We start from the raw sequence: 17,666 nt of genomic DNA on the forward strand, positions 1-17,666 counted from the left end.
TTTTCCTCCAGGGATCACGATGCCCCGATTTGGCCGGCGCAAACTTGCGTTGAGCGGCTGCGGCCAACTTGGCGCTGCGACCAGCTACACAACGCAAGACATTACGCCGATATGCCGGCTTCATCAGATAAAAATGAGATAAGATCGGCCGATATCAGGCGGCGCAAGACCGCCCTGCCCTGGAGGAAGCATGCCCTCGGTACGCTATTACGACTGGATCGCCCATTTCGGCCGCCGCACGCCGGGCAAGATTGCGGCCATCGACCTCGCGAGTGACCGCCGCCTCTCATACGCAGAGTTCGACGCCCGCATTTCGCGCCTGGCCACTCATCTGCGCGACAAGCTCGGCGTCAAGCGCGGCGACCGCGTGGCCGTGCTGGCACTGAACACGACAGATACGCTCGAAGTGCAGTTCGCCTGCGGCCGGTTAGGGGCGGTCTTCCTGCCGCTGAATACGCGGCTTACGGTTCCGGAATTGCAGTTCATCGTCGGCGATGCCTCGCCGACGGTCATGATCCACGACACCGACCTTGCGGAAGTCGCGCTGACGGTTGCCAAACTCTGCAACATTTCATCGGCGCTGCTGTTCGGCCCCGGCGGTTCCTATGAAGCGGCGATCACGGCTTCGAAGCCGCTCGAACGCTTCGAGAACATCACCCATGATGACATCTCGACCATCATGTATACCTCGGGCACCACAGGCCAGCCCAAGGGCGCGATCATCACCCACGGCATGACGTTCTGGAATTGCGTCAATCTTGGCGGCCCCGCCTATGTCTCGCCGTCGACCGTGCTGCTCACCGTCTTGCCGCTGTTCCACACCGGCGGGCTCAATTGCTACACCAACCCGGTGCTGCATGCCGGCGGCACTGTCCTGATCATGCGTGCGTTCGATCCTGGTCTGGCGCTGCAACTGATCAGCGATCCAGCATACGGCATTACACAATTCTTCGGCGTGCCGTCGATCTACCAATTCATGGCGCAGCATCCCTCGTTTGCGACAGCCGATTTCAGCCGCCTCGTGATCGGCGGCGTCGGCGGCGCGCCGATGCCGGTGCCGCTCCTGAAAGTATGGGAAGAGCGCGGCGTCGCTCTGCAGCAGGGCTACGGCATGACCGAGACGTCGCCGGCCGTGCTGGCGCTCGACCGCGAGGACGCCGCGCGCAAGGCCGGCTCGTCTGGCAAGCCGGTGCTGCATACGGAAGTGCGGATCGTCCGCCCCGACGGGACGGACGCGGATGTCGGCGAGCTCGGCGAACTCTGGGTCAAGGGGCCGAACGTCACGCCCGGCTACTGGAACCGGCCCGACGCCAACCAATCATCCTTCACCGACGGCTGGCTGCACACCGGTGACGCCACGCGCGTCGACGAGGAAGGCTTCTACTACATCGTCGACCGCTGGAAGGACATGTACATTTCCGGCGGCGAGAACGTCTATCCGGCCGAAGTCGAGAGCGTGCTGCATCAGCTCACCGCAATCGCGGAGGCTGCCGTTATCGGCATCCCCGATCAGCAATGGGGTGAGGTCGGCATGGCGATTGTCGCCGTGAAGCCCGGCCACACATTGACATCTGCCGAAATTCACGCCCATTGCGCCGCCAACCTGGCGCGCTTCAAATGCCCGCGGCTGATCGAGTTCGTCGATGCGCTGCCGCGCAATGCCACGGGCAAGATTCACAAGCCGACGCTGCGCAGGCAGTTCAACGCGCCCACAGCGACCGACAAGCTTGCGTCGTGATTATCCCGGCAGAAACAGCGCGAACGGCTCTTCCGTCGTTCGCCGCAAATGCTGGCGGTACTGCACGTAATTGGGATCATCGGCCGAAACCCGGCCGAAGGTCGGGCTCGCGACCATCTTGATCGGCAGATAGGCGATTGGCGCGGCGATCGGCGTCAGCGAGGAGCCGCGGCCTGCGAGCAATGTGGTGATGATGCCGTACATCTCGCCCGAAATCGCCAGCCGCGCCACCGTGATCAGGCGATGCTGGCCATGCCGGTTGGTGACGAGATAGATGTGGCCTGATTGGTTCGGCACCGCCACTTCGCCGAACTGGGTGAAGGCCGCATCCTGCCGCTCGCTCTCGTGAAACACCAGAGATGACGCCGCATTGTCCCAGGTGATCTCGGTGCGGTAGGCGAAGATCGCGTCCTTGTCGCCGAACGAAGGGCGCACCGTGACATAGGTCCCCTCGATCCAGGCGACCGCGCGGCGTGAATAGGCGCCGAGGTCATCGGGAGCGACCTCGCCATTGACGGCAGGCAAGGGCGCCGGCGCCTCTGGCGTCTTGCGCAAGGAAACGCCGAGCGCCTGCTCGAGCCGGACGGTGGTGGCGAGGGTGAACGGGCGGCGGCCGCCCAGCACTTTTTCCAGCGTCGAAAGGCTGAGTTTTGCGAGTTCGGCCAGAGACTGCCGGGAGATGCGGCGGCGGGCGATCTCCTCACGAATCGTGTCGGCAATCTGCCGGCTTTGTTCGGCAGAAAGCTGCTTGTCCGGCGTCGGCATCGTCACCCCTGCTTGCCTCCTTTGGGCATGATCTTTTCCGAAAACCGGTACCCACTTTTCGGGATCATGCTCAGTGTACCAGACGCACAATCCATCACAAACCCGCACAAAGGCGCCCCTACCGCGGCGGGCCGCGCTGGCCGGCGACCGAACAATGCCGATCATTCCGCTCGCGCCAAATCGCTGAATTCCACACCTTCAACGCGGCGAGATCGCCGTTCGGGAGTTAAGCGACATGACGACATGCGACGAAATTGAGGCCGACGAACGCAGCGAGCAGCCCAGCCTGATCAGGCTGGTACTGTTCTTTGTGATGCAAGGCGTTGCCGTAGTTCTGGTCGGGTTTGCGGCATTATTTGTGAGCTTCGAGCCTGTATGGTCGGCGGAGCGCCTGCAATCTAATTTCCTCAAGCCCGGCGATGCACGCGCCGGCTCACTGCTCCTCAAGATCGACGAGGGATATGCCGATGCGTCACGGCTCGGCGTCGACGTCGATCTCACCGTATCCGGCCCCACCGTCCGCGCCCGCGTCACCCAGATCTTCCGTAATCCTTCGAAAGACTGGGTCGAGGCGGTCTACGTCTATCCGCTCCCGGCAGGGGGCGCGGTCGATTCGCTGAAGATGGTAATCGGCGATCGCGTCGTGGTTGCCGACATCAAGGAGCGGCAGCAGGCGAAGGCGATCTATGAACAGGCGAAGCAGAATGGGCAGAAGGCGGCGCTGACCGAGCAGGAGCGGCCGAACATCTTCACCAATTCGGTCGCCAATATCGGCCCCGGCGAAACCGTGCTGGTGCAGATCGAATATCAGGAGCCGGTGCAGCAATCCGGCGACGCGTCCTCGCTGCGGGTGCCGATGGTGGTTGCCCCACGCTACAATCCCGCACCGGTCGTGCAGAGCGTCGATTTCCGGGCCGATGGCGGCGGCTGGGGTTCGGTCAAATCCGATCCCGTTCCGGATCGCGACCGCATCTCGCCCGAAGTGCTCGACTCTGCGACCAACGCGCCGGTCAACCCGACCCGCATCACGGTTCGGCTGCAGGCCGGCTTCCCGCTCGGCGAAATCAAGAGCCACCATCACGCGATCAAGACCGAGAAGCCGGACGCGAATACGAGCATTGTTCGATTGGCCGAAGGCCCGGTGCCGGCGGATCGCGATTTCGAACTGACCTGGAAGCCGGTGGCCGAGACGGCGCCCTCGGTCGGATTGTTCCGCGAGCGCGTCAGCGACAACGATTACCTGCTCGCCTTCGTCACGCCGCCGTCGGTCGAGCAGGCGCAGCAGAAGTCGCTGCCGCGCGAAGTGATCTTCGTGATCGACAATTCCGGCTCGATGGGCGGCGTCTCGATCATCCAGGCCAAGGCGAGCCTCATCTATGCGCTCGGGCGCCTGCAGCCCAATGATCGCTTCAACGTCATCCGGTTCGACCACACCATGGATGTGCTGTTCCCATCAGCCGTGCCGGCCGACAGCGAACATATCAACCGGGCGACTTCCTTCGTCGGCGCGCTGCAGGCCAATGGCGGCACAGAGATGGTGCCGGCGATGCGCGCGGCGCTGTCCGACAAGGCCGGCGATGCCAACTACGTCCGGCAGGTCGTCTTCCTGACCGATGGCGCCATCGGCAACGAGCAGCAACTATTCGAAACCATCAGCGCGCTGCGCGGCCGCTCGCGTATCTTCATGGTCGGCATCGGCTCAGCGCCGAACACCTACCTGATGACACGCGCAGCCGAGCTCGGCCGCGGCACCTTCACCCATATCGGTTCGGTCGAGCAGGTCGAAGAGCGCATGCGCGGGCTGTTCGTCAAGCTGGAGAATCCCGCGGTGACCAATCTGGTCGCAAAATTCTCCGACGCCAGCGCCGACATGACGCCGGCCGCGATTCCCGACGTCTACCGCGACGAGCCGCTGGTGCTCGCGGCCAAACTCGACAAGCTCGCCGGCTCGGTCGAGATCAAGGGCCGCATTGGCGATCGCCCGTGGACTGTCATCCTGCCGCTGGCAAACGCAGCCGAAGGCAAAGGCCTGTCCAAGCTCTGGGCACGCCGCAAGATCGCGGACGCCGAAGTCGCGCGCACTACACGGCAGTCGACGCCGGAAGATGCCGACAAGGCCATCCTCGCGCTGGCGCTGGAGCATCAACTCGTCACGCGGCTGACCAGCCTGGTCGCAGTCGACAAGACGCCGAGCCGTCCGCAGGGCGAGCCGCTCAAGGTCTCGGAACTGCCGATCAACCTGCCCGCGGGCTGGGATCTTGAGAAAGTATTCGGCGATCGCCCACGCGCTCCGGCAACGCCGATGGAACGGCGCGCGGATACGGAGGAGGCGCGGGTTCAGATTGCCGCGCTAAAGCGGGCTCACCCTGTCGTCACCCAGGTGCCGAGCACCGTCACGCTGCCGAGGACGGCGACGGACGCCGAACTGAAGATGATTGCGGGTGTGATCCTGCTCACGTTCAGCCTGATCGTCCTCGTGTTCAATCGACGTCAGATGTCACTGCGTTGACGTCGGCTGAAAGGAGGAGGGACCCCCGACCTCCTCTTTCCAGAGCGCGCGCGGCTTCCACCCGTCCCCCCAGAGCCGCGCGCGCCGCTTTTCTTTCTCAACCACCACGACCGTCATTGCGAGGAGCGAAGCGACGAAGCAATCCATCTATCCCAGCATGGAGAGCTGGCTTGCTTCGCGGAGCCTGTCATCGGGCGCGCATTCGCTCGATCCGTTGGCTCGCAATGACGGGCAGAGTGTCCCGATGTCCCGCTTCATCCTCCCTCTCCTTCTCGCACTCATCGGCCTGATCCTGTTCGGCCAAGGAGCGTACATTCACGCCAAGGCGCTGCTCGCACAGGTCCTGCTGGAGCGAGCCTTTGAGAAAACCATCGCAACCGGGCGTGAGACAAAGCCGTGGTCGTGGGCCGACACCTGGCCGGTCGCCCGTGTCGAGGTGAAGCGGATCGGTGCCAGCGCTATCGTGCTCGCAGGCAGCAGCGGACAGGCGCTCGCCTTCGGCCCGGGTCATGTCGAACAAACGCCCGACGCCGGCGAACGCGGCGTCGCTGTCTATTCGGCGCATCGAGACACGCATTTTGCCTTCTTGAAGAACGTCGTCGTCGGCGACGAGATCGACGTTACCAGACGTGACGGCCGGAGGTTCCGCTATCGGGTGGATACGACTTCGGTCGTGCGCTTCGATGCCTCCGGTATCGATCCGCTCGCGGGCGGGCATGAACTGGTGCTGTCGACCTGCTGGCCGTTCGACGCGCTGACGCAGGGGCCGGAACGCTATCTTGTGCACGCCACGATGATCGGACCCGTATCAAATACGCACTAAATTCTGTGAGCCGGGAAATCTTGCGCGGCGCGAATGGCGCTCATCGCGCAACGCGTGTTGCCACCCTCGCCAAGGCCCAATAAAAAGGTTTCAATCAAAAGAAAGTCATGGCGGGACGATCATTCTCGACTGCCGCGGCCAAGAGCAACAGAGTTAGGGATATCCATGGACGCTCAGGCAAGCACCGCATCGCATCCAGCCGAAAAATGGTCGCCCTCGCCCGACGCCAGCGACATCGTCAAGAGCATCCATGCGATGCTGCACCCGCGCAACATCGTGCTGGTCGGCGCCACCGACAAGCCCGGCAACTATGCCGAGCGCATCTGGAACAATCTGATCAAGTACTGTTACGAAGGCGGACTGTTTCCGGTCAACGCCAAGCGCGAAACGATCTGGGGCGTGCCCTGTTACAAGGATTTTGCAAGCCTCCCCGAAAAGCCCGATCACGTGCTGGTGCTGGTGCCGGCGCGTTTCGCCGTGCAGGTGATCCGCGACGCCGCAGCGGCCGGCGCGCGCTCCGCCACCATCGTCACGTCGGGCTTCAGCGAGTTGCAGGACGAGGACAGCCAGCGGCTGGCGGTTGAGTTGAAGGAGGCGGTGCGCGAGACCGGCCTCGCCGTCACCGGTCCAAACTGCCTCGGCAATCTGAGCGCGGGCGAAAAGCTGTTCACCAATATCGACGATCGCATTGTCACAATGGAGGCCGGTCCTGTCGCGATCGTCGGGCAATCCGGCGCGATCGTGATGGCAATCCGGCAGACACTGGAGGATCGCGGCGTCGGCGTCGGCTACATGGTGACCACCGGTAACGAGACCGGGCTCGAGACGCCGGACCTGATGACTTATTTTGCGGCCGATCCCTCGATCCGCGTCATCGTCGTCTATCTCGAAGGTGTCCGGAACACGAAAGTGTTCCGCGAAGCCTGCAAGGCCGCGCGCGCCGCCGGCAAGCCGGTGATCGCGCTGAAGTTAGGCGCCTCCGAAGGTGGCCGCGCAGCGGCGATGGCGCATACCGGCGCGCTTGCAGGCTCGATCGAAACCTTCGACGCGATCTCGACGCGCGAAGGCGTGATCCGCGTCCGCGGGCTGGACGAATTGATCGAGACCACCGAATGCTTCGTCCATGCCGATCCGCCGAAGGGCAACCGTCTCGCCGCCGTATCGCTCTCCGGCGGCAAGCGTGGCCTCCTGATCGACGCGTTCTATTCGGCCGGCCTGAACTTCGCGCCGCTCAGCCCGAATGCGACGGCGCAACTGGCGCAAATGCTCGGCCCCGGCAGTATCGTCGGCAATCCGCTCGATGCCGGATTTGCCGCGGTCGTGGATCCTTCCGTCTACATCAAGTCGATCAAGATCATGATCGACGATCCCGATACCGACATCGTCATCATCGACGCCGAATTGCCGAAGGCGCCGCACGAATTGCGCGAGCGCAATCTGCGCCTCGTCAACGAGATGGCGGGCGCCGCCAACAAGCCCGTGGTCTATATCAGCGCAATGTCGATCGGGTTCACCGAGTTCACCAAGGCCCTGCGCAAGTCGCTGCCGAACGTCGCTGTGATGCAGGGCCTCGACCGGGCGGTCGGGGCTATCAAGTCGCTGCTCGAATATTCTTCCTTGCGCAAGGAAGTACCCGATATCGTTTCGAGCTCGAAAGCTTCCGCGCGCGCGGTGCTGGAGAAGACGCTCAAAGGTGCCAACGGTGCCGCCGCACTCGACGAGGTCGCGTCGAAAAAGTTGCTCAAGGCCTATGGTATTCCGGTTTCCAAGGAAGAAATCGCGCAGACGGCGGCGGAGGCAATGAAGATCGCCAAGAAGATCGGCTTTCCCGTCGTCGCAAAGGTGGTCAGCGCCGACATCCTGCACAAATCCGACATCGGCGGCGTGGTGCTGAACCTCAACAGCGCGGCCGAGGTGAAGAAGGCGTTCAACGACATCACCGCGCGGGTGAAGAAGATCAAGAGCAAGCCGAAGCTGGAAGGCATTCTGATCGCACAGCAGGTCAAGGCCGATCTCGAACTCGTGGTTGGCGCCTCGCTCGACGCCGAGATGGGTCCGGTGGTGCTGTTCGGGACCGGTGGCGTCGACATCGAACTGATGAAGGACGTCGCGTTGGCCGGCGCGCCGCTGGATGAAGCCGAGGCGAAACAGTTGATCGCCAAGACCAAGGCCGGCGTGAAGATGAAGGGCTATCGCGGCAAGCCGGCGCTGCATGAGCCTTCCGCCGTGAAGGCGCTTGTCGGCCTCTCCAACCTGATGGCAGATGCCGGCAACCGGATCGCGTCGATCGACGTCAATCCGTTCCTGATCAACAGCAAGGTCGGCGTCGCCGTCGACGGCCTGATCGTGCTGAACAACGCCGCTGCAAGCAAGGCGGCTGGGCATTGAGTCACGGAATCCGTAGGGTGGGCAAAGCGAAGCGTGCCCACCATTCAGTCCATCGACTTGGAAAGATGGTGGGCACGGCGCTAGCGCGCCTTTGCCCACCCTACGGCACCGAGCAAGCTACAACCCCGCGCCCCACTTCTGCGCAGTCTGCAAAATCCAGTCCCGATACAGCGTCAGCGGCGTGACGCCGGTCATGCCGCCGCAGCCTCCACTGCCGTTCGGCCCGGTCGACCAGCTCACCACGCCAATGATGACGGGACCACTTGGCTTGTCCTCGAACACCGGCGCGCCGGAATCTCCGGTGCAGGCGCCGAGCCCCTCACGCGTGCCCTGCCCCACCGGATCGACCAGCCTGATCTGCAACGTTCCCGGCCTGCCGGTCGCGACCAGGCCGGCGACGCGGATGGTGCCGCCGCTCTTGCCGTCGCCGCGCACAGTTACGCCGATGCCCGCGATGGTAAAGCGGCTGCCGACGTTGATCGGAATGCTGGGCAATCCCAGCGTGGCCGGCGTCTTCCCCTTGGGCGGGGCGGCTAGCTGCAGCAACGCGACATCCGCCGTCGCGCGGTGTCCCGACATCGCCTGCATATTGAAGCCAGGATGAATGGCGATGCTCTTCACGTCCTTCAGCGAGGGCTGCCTGTCCGCACCATATTCGACGATCTTGTATTCCGCGCCGGGCTGCACGCAGTGCGCCGCCGTCAGCGCCAGCCTTGGGGCAATCAAGGCCCCGGTGCAGAAATTGCCGCGCGAGCCGACGATGGTGACGATCGAGCGGCCGAGGCCCTCGGTCGACGGTGCACCGCCGCCGACGATGGCATGCGCGGAAGTCGAGAGCAGCAGCGTGAGGCCGGTAACGATGCGAGGCAGGATTTTCATCGCCGCAGCAATAGCCCGCGGCGCGCGCATCGCCAAGCGGCGGAACGGGCTGGCTCTCACGGACATTCCGTGTTAGCCGCTGGCAATAGCTATTTCAGGCAGGGAACATGATCGAGGCTGTGATCTGGGATTTCGGCGGCGTGCTGACCACCTCGCCATTCGAGGCATTCACGCGGTTCGAGACCGAGCGCGGGCTGCCGGCCGACATCATCCGGCGTACCAACGCCGCCAATCATCTCGAAAACGCCTGGGCGAAATTCGAGCGCGCCGAGGTCGATATCGAAGCCTTCGACGAATTGTTTGCGGCCGAATCGCTGGCGCTGGGCGCGGCGGTTCGCGGCAAGGACGTGCTGCCGCTATTGTCCGGCGATCTGCGGCCCGAGATGGTCGAGGCGCTCAAGCGCGTCAAGGCAAAATTCAGGACCGGCTGCATCACCAACAACCTGCCCGCCAACGCGATCGGCAGCCACAGCGGCCGTACGCTCTATGTCGCCGAAGTGATGGCGCTGTTCGACCATATCATCGAGTCCGCGAAAATCGGCCTTCGGAAGCCCGATCCGCGCATCTACCGGATGATGGTTGAGACGCTGAATGTCGATCCCAAGAACTGCGTCTATCTCGACGACCTCGGCGTCAATCTGAAGCCGGCGCGCGAGATGGGGATGACCACGATCAAGGTGGTCAGTGCGACGCAAGCGATCAAAGAGCTTGAGGCTGCCACCGGGCTGGCATTGCGCTAGGCGGAAAAAGCCCGAATTTGCGCGCTCCTTATGCCTAAACGACGCTTGTCCTTTGCCGGGAACGCAGGCAGAACACTCTGAAATCTATCGAATTCGGAGTTTAAACCCCGTGGCTGATACCAGGCCTTCGGCCTCGATCGAGGCAGTGGAAAGCGGTCTTGCGGCGCAAGGCTACATTGCGAGCCGCCAGATAGCGACCGCGGTCTATCTGGCGCAGCAGATCGAAAAACCCATTCTGGTCGAAGGCCCCGCTGGCGTCGGCAAGACCGAGCTGGCGAAAGCGATCGCCGCCTGGCGCGGCATGAAGATGATCCGCCTGCAATGCTATGAGGGGCTCGACGAGGCCAAGGCGCTCTACGAGTGGAAGTACGCCAAGCAGCTTCTCTATACGCAGATTCTGAAGGACAAGCTCGGCGAAGTGCTGGGCGGCGCGCCGACGCTGGAGGCGGCGCTCAATCAGCTTCACGATTTCGGCGACGTGTTCTTCTCCAAGGAATTCGTCGAGCCGCGGCCGCTCCTGCAGGCGCTGGAACAGCCCGCCGGCTGCGTGCTGCTGGTTGACGAAATCGACAAATCGGACGCCGAGTTCGAATCGCTGCTTCTGGAAATCCTCAGCGACTTCCAGGTGACGATACCGGAACTCGGCACGGTGGTTGCGGTGTCGCCGCCGACGGTGATCCTGACCTCGAACAGCGAGCGAGACCTCGGCGACGCGCTGAAGCGGCGCTGTCTGCATCTGCATATCGGCTTTCCCGAGCAGAAGCTGGAAGAACGGATCGTCGAGAGCCGCGTGCCCGGCATTTCGCAGACGCTGCGCCGGCAGATGGTGAGCTTCATCCACGAGGTCCGCACGCTCGACCTGAAGAAGCTGCCGTCAGTGAGCGAGACCATCGACTGGGCGCGGGTGCTCGTGCTGCTGCAGGCGCCCGAGCTTGGCCATGAGATGGTCAAGGATACGCTGAACGTCCTCCTGAAATACGAAGCGGATATCGAGGCCACGATGCCCCAGGTCTCTACCTTCATCGCCAAGGCCTCGCGGCAAAACGTCTTCGGGTGATGGGCAAATGCGCGAGAACCTGCATCGCTTCTTTCGTGCGGCGCGGGGCGCAGGCGTCAGGCTCTCGCCGGCGGAAAGCATCGACGCGATGCGGGCTGTCTCCAAGGTCGGCTTCACCGACCGGGCGATCCTGCGTGACACCTTTCTGCTGACGCTCGCCAAAACGCAGGACGAGAAGAAGGCGCTCGGCGATTGTTTTGACCTGTTCTTCGATCAGCCCGAGCCGCAATCGCCGCCCGAAGATGGCAAGGCGGACGAGCAGGATGCGAAGGGCTCCAACGCAGGGTCGGATTCACCGGGCGAGACAAGCGGCGGTGACGAGCAAGCCGAAGGGCTTGGTCAGCTCGCGCAAATGCTGCTGGCGCAGGACCGCAACCAGATTTCGGCTGCGATTGCCAACGCGGCAAGCGCGGCGTCGCTGTCCGACATCCGCTACTTCACGCAGCGCGGTATCTTCTCCGGCCGCATCCTCGACCAGATGGGCATCCAGCGCCTGCGCGACGATCTCGACAATCTCGCGGCGACCAACCCGGCGCTGGCAGAGCGGTTGACCAACGCGCTGGATGGATTGCGCGGCACGGTTCGTGACACCGTTTCGCAGGCGTTGATGCTCTACGGGCGCGAGGAAGCCGAGAACCTGCGCAACGAGATTTTGCGCAATGCGCCGCTGTCGCGGATCGAGCCGCGGCAGGTCGAGCAGATGCGGCATCTAATCCGCCAGATCGCCCGACGCCTCCGCGAGCGCTACTCCAAGCCACGCAAGCGCCAGCGCCGCGGCCATCTCGACGTCCGCCGCACCATCCGCCGCAACGCCGCCTGGGGCGGCGTGCCGTTCCTCACCGCGTGGAAGCGTCGTCATCGCGACAAGCCGAAGATCGTGGCGTTGTGCGACGTCTCTGGCTCAGTGGCGCGGGTTTCGGATTTCTTCCTGCTGTTGATCCACAGCCTGCATGAGGTCGTGGACGACGTCCGCTCGTTCGCGTTTTCCGGACACCTCATCGACGTCAGCGACATCCTGGAATCGAAATCGCCGGAAGAAGCGATGGCCGAGATCATGTCCAAAGTCGGCTTCGGCTCCTCCGACTACGGCAGTTCCCTCGCCGACTTTGAGGATGAGTGGATGGGCGCGATCACGCCGCAGACCACCGTGATCGTGCTCGGCGACGCCCGCAGCAATAACCTCGACCCTCGTGCGGACATTCTGCGCCGCATCGCCGAGCGGTCGAAGCGGCTGGTGTGGCTCAATCCGGAGGGCCGCATGGCCTGGGGCTGGGGCGATTCGGAAATGCTGCGCTATTCGACCTTCTGCACTGTCGTCCGCCAATGCGCGACCGCCAAGCAGCTTGAACGCGCGGTGTCTGACATCGTGGCGAGCTATCAGTAATGTCTTCTCCGGCAGCTCTTCCCCGCGGCAATGCCCCCGACGCGCTGTCCGTCCTGAATTCCGTGTTCGGCCTGCCCGCCTTTCGCGGCGCGCAGGAAGAAATCGTTCGGCACGTGACTGACGGCGGCAATTGCCTGGTGCTGATGCCGACCGGCGGCGGCAAGTCGCTGTGCTACCAGTTGCCGTCGCTGCTGCGCGAGGGCTGCGGCATCGTGGTGTCGCCGCTGATCGCGCTGATGCGCGACCAGGTCGCGGGGCTTCTGGAGGCCGGCGTCAACGCGGCGGTGTTGAATTCGACGCTGTCGTTTGACGAAGCCTCCGAAGTCGAGCGGCGGCTGCTGGCCGGCGACCTCGACCTGCTCTATGTCGCGCCGGAACGGCTATTGACGCCGCGCTGCCTTTCCCTGCTCGGACAAGCCAATATCGCGCTGTTTGCGATCGACGAGGCGCATTGCGTGTCGCAATGGGGGCATGATTTCCGCCCCGAGTATATCGGCCTCTCCGTGATCGCCGAGCGCTTTCCCGACGTGCCGCGCATTGCGCTGACGGCAACCGCCGACGAGATGACGCGCAAGGAGATCGTGACCCGGTTGGGACTTACCGGCGCGCCGAGCTTCATCTCGAGTTTCGACCGCCCGAACATCCGCTACGAGATCGTCGAGAAGCAGAACGCCCCGGCCCAGCTCAAGGCATTCATTGTCGAACGTCACGCCGGCGATGCCGGCATCGTCTATTGCCTGTCGCGCGCCAAGGTCGAGGATACCGCCGAAGCGCTGACCAGTGCCGGCATTCCGGCTCTGCCCTATCACGCGGGGCTCGACGCCAGCGTTCGTGCCCGCAACCAGGACCGTTTCATCAACGAGGACGGTATCGTCATCGTCGCCACCATCGCGTTCGGCATGGGCATCGACAAGCCAGACGTGCGGTTCGTGGCGCATCTCGATCTGCCGAAGAGCATCGAGGCCTATTACCAGGAAACCGGCCGCGCCGGGCGCGACGGCAAGCCATCCAGCGCCTGGATGGCCTATGGCCTGACCGACATCGTGCAGCAGCGCCGCATGATCGACGAATCCACCGGATCCGACGCGTTCAAGCGCGTCTCAATCGGCAAGCTCGATGCGCTGGTGGCGCTGGCGGAAACTGCGGGCTGCCGGCGCAGCCGCCTGCTTGGCTATTTCGGCGAGGCCGTCACGGGTACCAATTGCGGCAATTGCGACAACTGCCTGTCGCCACCGCAGCTTCGCGACGGCAAGATATCAGCGCAAAAGCTGTTGTCCTGCGCCTATCGCACCGGACAACGGTTCGGCGCCATGCATCTGATCGACGTGCTGGTCGGCCGCATGACCGAGAAGGTCACGCAGTTCGGGCACGACAAGCTGTCCGTGTTCGGCATCGGCGGTGAACTTAACGAAAAGCAGTGGCGTGCCGTTATCCGGCAACTGGTCGCGATGGGCCATCTGCGGGCCGATAGCGAGGCCTTCAACGCGCTTAAGCTGACCGAGAGCGCGCGCGGCGTCCTGAGGGGCGAGACCGAAATCATGCTGCGCGAGGCGGCGCCGGGCACGCGCATCCGCTCCAGCCGCGCCAAATCAAGGCGTGGCGATCTTGCGCCGCGCACCGAGGCGAGGCCCGCCCACGCTCCTCTTCAAGCCGCGCTGCGCGCATGGCGCTCGGAGATTGCGCGCCAGCGCAACGTGCCGGCCTATGTCGTACTGCATGATTCCACGCTTGATGGCATCGCCGCCGTGCGGCCGGCGACGCTCAACGAGCTCCGCAACATCCCCGGCATCGGCGACAAGAAGCTCGAACATTACGGCGACAAACTGCTGACGGTGGTGCGCGCAGCCGACGCGTAAGTCTCGACCTATCCGTTACGGAAGGTATAAGCGTAACCGTTGATCGCCGGCGCGCCGCCGAGATGGGCGTAAAGCACTTTCGATTCCTTCGGAAAGTAACCCTTGTTCACGAGGTCGATCATGCCCTGCATGGATTTTCCCTCGTAGACGGGATCGGTGATCATTCCTTCGAGGCGCGCGCACAACCGGATGGCCTTCTTGGTCTCTTCCGAGGGAACGCCGTAGGCTGGATAGGCATAGTCCTCGACCAGAACGACGTCGTCCTCGACGATCTCCTTACCCAGCTCGACGAGATTTGCGGTGTTGCGGGCGATCTCGAGCACCTGGGCCTTGGTCTGCGCCGGGGTGAAGGACGCGTCGATGCCGATCACCTTGCGTTCGCGGCCGTCCTTGGCAAATCCGACCAGCATGCCGGCATGGGTCGAGCCGGTGACCGTGCAGACCACGATGTAATCGAAGGAAAAGCCGAGTTCCTTCTCCTGTGCCCTCACCTCTTCGGCAAACCCGACATAGCCGAGGCCACCATATTTGTGCACGGAAGCGCCAGCCGGAATCGCATAGGGCTTGCCGCCTTTGGCCTTCACATCCGCAATCGCCTCTTCCCAGCTCTGGCGGATGCCGATATCGAAACCTTCATCCACCAGCCGCACGTCCGCGCCCATCACGCGGCTGAGCAGGATGTTGCCGACGCGGTCGTAGACCGCGTCCTCATGCGGCACCCAGCTTTCCTGCACCAGGCGGCACTTCATGCCGATCTTGGCCGCAACGGCTGCAACCATGCGGGTGTGGTTGGACTGCACGCCGCCGATTGAAACCAGTGTATCCGCGTTGGACGCGATCGCGTCGGGCACGATGTATTCGAGCTTGCGCAGCTTGTTGCCGCCGAAAGCCAGCCCCGAATTGCAATCCTCGCGCTTGGCATAGAGCTCGACCTTGCCGCCGAGATGCTGCGACAGCCGCTCCAGCTTTTCGATATGCGTGGGCCCGAAGGTGAGCGGATAGCGTTCGAATTTCTCCAGCATGGTCATCCCCGTTGATGTCTGATGTCGCGGGAATGCCTATCATCGCGCTTCAGATAGGTGTTTTCAAAATTGAGGCAAAGATCGCACTGTTCTTGCACCATTTTGGTATGATGTTGCACTATTTACCGCTATTCGGCGGAAGTACGGAGTAATCTTTCATGGCCGGCAGGCTCGACCGTATCGACCTTAAGATATTGCGATTGCTGCAGAATGGCGGCCGGTTGACCAATGCCGAGCTGGCCGAAATGGCCGGTGTCAGCGCCGCGACCTGTCACCGCCGCACCCAGCGCCTGTTCGACGAGGGGTTCATAGCAGGGGTCAGGGCGTTGGTAGCGCCGCGCAAGGTCGGCAAGGGTGCACTCGTCATGGTCGGTGTCGTGCTCGACCGCTCCACGCCGGAAAGCTTTGCGGCCTTCGAGCGGGCGATCGCACAACTCAAATTCGTGCTCGATTGCCATCTGGTGGCGGGCGATTTCGACTATTTCCTCAAGATCCGCGTCGGCGACATGGAGGATTTCAACCGCATCCATGGCGAACAGCTGATCGCGCTGCCAGGCGTCCGTCAGACCCGGACCTTCTTCGTCATGAAGGAGGTCGTCGACAACGCGCCGCTCGATTTCTGAAAGTGTTCGGCACTGCAAGACGGGGCCATCTTGTTCGGATGGGCTTACCGGAACCTGGCGAGACTCTGGTCACGCAGCCCGTCATGCCCTATCAACCGGGCATGACCATGAACATTTGCCGGCGAGCTTTCGCTCTCGCCACCATTTTCATTGCAATGCCGGCCTTTGCCTCGGACGAACTTCACCGGCAAGAGCCCGATACCGTCATTTTTGCTATGATGTCCGGCAAATGCAGCACGCTTAAAGTGGCGGGACGCGATTTTGCCTGCCGGGCGGTTGCGTTCTTCCAGACGGAAGAAGGCAGGGCGAATTTTACCGTCGCCCTCGACGACCCCGGCGATGACAGCCACATCATCACCTTCTCCGGCGACAACGGGCGGAGGCCAGAGGCCAATCTATACGAATTGCCGATCGACCGGATGCTGCTGAAAACCAAGGACAGGCCGAAGGCTGACGGTCTGCCGGTGCCGGCGGTCGAATCGAGCGCTGGCCTCTGCAAGCAGGTCGGAAACTTCGTGACGCTTGAGCTTTCCTCTATCTCCTGCACCGCCGTCGACCGGAACGGCAAGAAATACGAATTGCAATACCAGTCCGACGGCGCGCCGATGGCGGTGCGCCGCATCAAGCGTATGCGTGTCGGCAGTCCCGCGGTGTCGCCGTTCGACGACGTAAAATGAAAGGCCGCCGGCGGAAAACCGACGGCGGCAGTGTCGATCCACACATCGCTCAAGCCTGCGCGGACAAGCTCAGCCCAAATTGAAAATCCCCTCAAGGGAATGGAGGCGGTTCGTCAAACAAAGTCCAACGATTGCCTTCAACACCGGCTTTACCGTGACCCGCTTCGCTCGCGCCCGCTCCGCGTCGGCAGGATGGCGGCTGCGATATCAAACGCGATCGCCCACCTCGGCTTTTCTTCCTCCGCGCCGGGCACGTTGATCTGAACGCCGCCGCCGTCGCTGACGGTATAGGAGGCGGCCAGTACGGCGGCCTCGAGGGCGGCGCCCCGCGAATCGTAGACGCCGCCGATCTTGACGTTATCGGCAAACACCGACCAGCCCAGCGGCGCCTTCACGACTTCGAACACCGATCGTTCCATCGCATCACCCTGTGTCGCTTCACCTGTATCGCTTGCGCCCTTCGCCGATGTGACGAATCCTGGCGAAGGAAGCGTGGCGCCGGGACGCTGGCTTGTCGCCGGCGGTCTTCGCTCGTCCGTCGGAAGCCCGCAGCCTCGTCAACGAGTTCACCGTCGGTGCCAGCGCGATTTCCTTCCGCACCGCATCGACAATTCGATCGAACTCAACTTCGCTCATCGCACGCTCCATTGCGCCGGGCCGGCATTCAGCCGCCAGGACGATAAGAGGGACCGCGCTGACTACAGATCGCCATGCAAGTTTGTTGTTAGAAGGCTCGCCCGCGGTCGCTTCGATGGCAAAAAAGGGTCGAAATCGGGAAGCGACGCCCCCCGCCCTGCGAAACCGGTGGGCCCCCAATGGCCCTCGCTTGGCCCCCCTTGGCCGAACTTGCCCCATGCGTGCTAGATTCGGCAGCGAATCAGGAGGGTTTGCATGCCGGTAGACAGTGACAGCGCCATTGCGTGGCACCGCGCCCAGCTCAAGAAGCTTCGCGAGACCTTGAAGAGCATCGAGACCTCGAGGTTCATGGTGGGCGAGCCCGCTCAATCGAGCAGGACCGGCAAGACCCAGAAGACGATTGCCGAACTCGAGCAGAAAATCCGTCAGTCGCAGCACATCATCGCTGCCTATGAGCGGCAGACCCGGCGGCCGCTGGCGACCGACCAGCGAAGCCTCGCCAGCGTGAGCTGGAGCGCCTGGAACGCCCAGACGGCGCATGGCCGCGGCAATTCGCGATAGTTCTTTTG

Annotated in this window: 16 protein-coding genes; 11 read left to right on the forward strand and 5 right to left on the reverse strand. The window is 63.2% G+C overall.

Annotated features, from left to right (window positions below; all coding sequences use genetic code 11):
* Positions 1–190 precede the first annotated feature (190 nt).
* On the forward strand, positions 191–1,738 hold the full coding sequence (locus tag LMTR13_RS36875; RefSeq protein ID WP_065732022.1) for an acyl-CoA synthetase: 1,548 nt from the start codon (positions 191–193) through the stop codon (positions 1,736–1,738).
* On the opposite strand, the gene LMTR13_RS36880 is transcribed toward LMTR13_RS36875, so the two are convergent.
* Positions 1,739–2,503: a helix-turn-helix domain-containing protein gene (locus tag LMTR13_RS36880; protein ID WP_065733282.1), complete on the reverse strand. Its 765-nt coding sequence runs from the start codon at positions 2,501–2,503 to the stop codon at positions 1,739–1,741.
* 235 nt (positions 2,504–2,738) lie between these two features.
* Here LMTR13_RS36880 and LMTR13_RS36885 point away from each other — a divergent pair, with 235 nt between their 5' ends.
* The 3 genes from LMTR13_RS36885 to LMTR13_RS36895 all read left to right on the forward strand — a co-directional run bounded on the left by LMTR13_RS36885 (position 2,739) and on the right by LMTR13_RS36895 (position 8,223).
* Complete coding sequence (locus LMTR13_RS36885) at positions 2,739–5,012, forward strand: marine proteobacterial sortase target protein (protein WP_065732023.1); 2,274 nt, start codon at positions 2,739–2,741, stop codon at positions 5,010–5,012.
* A gap of 244 nt (positions 5,013–5,256) precedes the next feature.
* Complete coding sequence (locus LMTR13_RS36890; RefSeq protein ID WP_065733283.1) at positions 5,257–5,835, forward strand: class GN sortase; 579 nt, start codon at positions 5,257–5,259, stop codon at positions 5,833–5,835.
* Between the two features lie 165 nt (positions 5,836–6,000).
* A complete protein-coding gene (locus LMTR13_RS36895; protein WP_065732024.1) occupies positions 6,001–8,223 on the forward strand; it encodes an acetate--CoA ligase family protein in 2,223 nt (740 codons plus the stop codon).
* A 117-nt stretch (positions 8,224–8,340) separates the two neighbouring features.
* On the opposite strand, the gene LMTR13_RS36900 is transcribed toward LMTR13_RS36895, so the two are convergent.
* The gene (locus LMTR13_RS36900; protein WP_197521193.1) at positions 8,341–9,102 is read right to left on the reverse strand and encodes a S1 family peptidase; all 762 of its coding nucleotides are present in this window, start codon (positions 9,100–9,102) and stop codon (positions 8,341–8,343) included.
* 107 nt (positions 9,103–9,209) lie between these two features.
* On the opposite strand from LMTR13_RS36900, the gene LMTR13_RS36905 reads away from it, so the two are divergent.
* From LMTR13_RS36905 to recQ, 4 genes are all read left to right on the forward strand, one after another.
* On the forward strand, positions 9,210–9,842 hold the full coding sequence (locus LMTR13_RS36905) for an HAD-IA family hydrolase (protein ID WP_065732025.1): 633 nt from the start codon (positions 9,210–9,212) through the stop codon (positions 9,840–9,842).
* 109 nt (positions 9,843–9,951) lie between these two features.
* Positions 9,952–10,899: an AAA family ATPase gene (locus LMTR13_RS36910; protein ID WP_065732026.1), complete on the forward strand. Its 948-nt coding sequence runs from the start codon at positions 9,952–9,954 to the stop codon at positions 10,897–10,899.
* Between the two features lie 7 nt (positions 10,900–10,906).
* Entirely contained in the window at positions 10,907–12,283 is a 1,377-nt protein-coding gene (locus LMTR13_RS36915) for a vWA domain-containing protein (protein WP_065732027.1), read from the forward strand.
* Complete coding sequence (gene recQ, locus LMTR13_RS36920; RefSeq protein ID WP_065732028.1) at positions 12,283–14,139, forward strand: DNA helicase RecQ; 1,857 nt, start codon at positions 12,283–12,285, stop codon at positions 14,137–14,139. The genes LMTR13_RS36915 and recQ overlap by 1 nt, the downstream gene beginning before the upstream one ends.
* 8 nt (positions 14,140–14,147) lie before the next feature.
* Here recQ and LMTR13_RS36925 read toward each other — a convergent pair whose 3' ends face one another.
* Complete coding sequence (locus LMTR13_RS36925) at positions 14,148–15,161, reverse strand: 1-aminocyclopropane-1-carboxylate deaminase (RefSeq protein ID WP_065733285.1); 1,014 nt, start codon at positions 15,159–15,161, stop codon at positions 14,148–14,150.
* Positions 15,162–15,319: 158 nt separating this feature from the next.
* On the opposite strand from LMTR13_RS36925, the gene LMTR13_RS36930 reads away from it, so the two are divergent.
* The gene (locus tag LMTR13_RS36930; protein WP_065732029.1) at positions 15,320–15,784 is read left to right on the forward strand and encodes an Lrp/AsnC family transcriptional regulator; all 465 of its coding nucleotides are present in this window, start codon (positions 15,320–15,322) and stop codon (positions 15,782–15,784) included.
* A gap of 83 nt (positions 15,785–15,867) precedes the next feature.
* Entirely contained in the window at positions 15,868–16,461 is a 594-nt protein-coding gene (locus LMTR13_RS36935; protein WP_236843240.1) for a hypothetical protein, read from the forward strand.
* Positions 16,462–16,610: 149 nt separating this feature from the next.
* Here the strand turns inward: LMTR13_RS36935 and LMTR13_RS36940 are convergent, their stop codons facing one another.
* Positions 16,611–16,880, reverse strand: a complete 270-nt coding sequence (locus tag LMTR13_RS36940) for a hypothetical protein (RefSeq protein ID WP_065732030.1) — start codon at positions 16,878–16,880, stop codon at positions 16,611–16,613.
* Positions 16,881–16,899: 19 nt separating this feature from the next.
* Complete coding sequence (locus tag LMTR13_RS36945; RefSeq protein ID WP_156795928.1) at positions 16,900–17,097, reverse strand: hypothetical protein; 198 nt, start codon at positions 17,095–17,097, stop codon at positions 16,900–16,902.
* A 255-nt stretch (positions 17,098–17,352) separates the two neighbouring features.
* Between LMTR13_RS36945 and LMTR13_RS36950 the strand changes: the two genes are divergently transcribed.
* On the forward strand, positions 17,353–17,658 hold the full coding sequence (locus LMTR13_RS36950; protein WP_065732032.1) for a hypothetical protein: 306 nt from the start codon (positions 17,353–17,355) through the stop codon (positions 17,656–17,658).
* Positions 17,659–17,666: the final 8 nt, after the last annotated feature.

The sequence above is a fragment of the Bradyrhizobium icense genome (genome assembly GCF_001693385.1).
Lineage (GTDB): Bacteria > Pseudomonadota > Alphaproteobacteria > Rhizobiales > Xanthobacteraceae > Bradyrhizobium > Bradyrhizobium icense.